This window comes from Azospirillum formosense (genome assembly GCF_013340925.1).
Taxonomy (GTDB): domain Bacteria; phylum Pseudomonadota; class Alphaproteobacteria; order Azospirillales; family Azospirillaceae; genus Azospirillum; species Azospirillum formosense.
Genome location: NZ_WHOR01000500.1, coordinates 1 through 1296 on the forward strand (window position 1 = coordinate 1; position 1296 = coordinate 1296).

The following is a 1296-nucleotide window of genomic DNA, read 5'->3' on the forward strand; positions in this document are numbered from 1 at the left end:
CGCCAGGGTGGGCGGGTCGATCGGCTGGGCGGCCAGCGGCTCGGCGACGTCCGGCGCGCAGATGGTGTCGGCCACGGTGGTGGTGGTCAGGCCGGCCAGGGCGACGATGTCGCCGGCGTGCGCCTCGTCCACCGGAACGCGCTCCAGGCCGCGGAAGGCGAGCACCTTGCTGATGCGGGCGTTCTCGATCAGCTTGCCGTCGCGGCTCAGCGACTTGATGGCCATGTTGACCTTGACGCTGCCGGTCTGGATACGGCCGGTCAGGATGCGGCCCAGATAGGGGTTCGCCTCCAGCGTGGTCGCCAGCATGGCGAAGGGCAGATCCTCTTCGACCTTGGGCGGCGGGACGTGGTCGCGGATCAGCTCGAACAGCGGGGTCAGCGTCTCGCGGGCGCCGTTCTCCAGGTCCGTGGTCGCCCAGCCGTTGCGGCCCGAGGCGAACAGGGTCGGGAAGTCGAGCTGCTCGTTCGAGGCGTCGAGCGAGGCGAACAGGTCGAACACCTCGTCATGCACCTCGTGCGGACGGCCGTCGGGACGGTCCACCTTGTTGATGACGACGATCGGGCGCAGGCCCAGCTTCAGCGCCTTGCCCAGCACGAACTTGGTCTGCGGCAGCGGCCCTTCGGCGGCGTCGCAGAGCAGGACCACGCCGTCCACCATGGAGAGGATGCGCTCGACCTCGCCGCCGAAATCGGCGTGGCCGGGGGTGTCCACGATGTTGATGCGCAGGTCGTTCCACAGGACCGACGTGCACTTGGCCAGGATGGTGATGCCACGCTCGCGCTCCAGGTCGTTGGAGTCCATGGCGCGTTCGGCGACCTGCTGGTTCTCGCGGAACGAACCGGCCTGCTTGAGGAGCTGATCGACCAGGGTCGTCTTGCCGTGGTCGACGTGCGCGATGATGGCGACGTTACGAAGATTCATGTGTCGGGGACTCTTAAATCCGCTCTGGGGCTTCCGTTGCGCAATGCCGCCCCGACACCGCGGCACGTCGGCCGCGCACAACAAAAAAACCCTCCGAGATCGATCGGGGGGCTCTGCCGGGGAAACTGTTGCGACGCAATATAATGATCCGGCTTCATAACGCAAGCGGCGAGGTGAGGGAAACTCGCCCAAAGCGCCTATGCGGAATTTCCTTGCGTCACGGCGACCGAATCATTGGCGTCTGCATCCCGGAATCCCACATGGTCCGATGATGACCCGCCGCGTTTCCGCTTCCCGCCTCGCCGTCATTCTCCTGTCCAGCGCGCTCGTTGCCGTGCCGGGCGCCTCGTTGCGCGCGCAGGACTCTGCGCC

1 protein-coding gene is annotated in these 1296 nt (G+C 66.8%); it reads right to left on the bottom strand.

The features are described 5' to 3' along the window. On the bottom strand, positions 1 to 924 hold a 924-nt coding region (locus GBZ26_RS29395; protein ID WP_174441805.1), incomplete at its 3' end, for a GTP-binding protein. Positions 925 to 1296 lie beyond the last annotated feature (372 nt).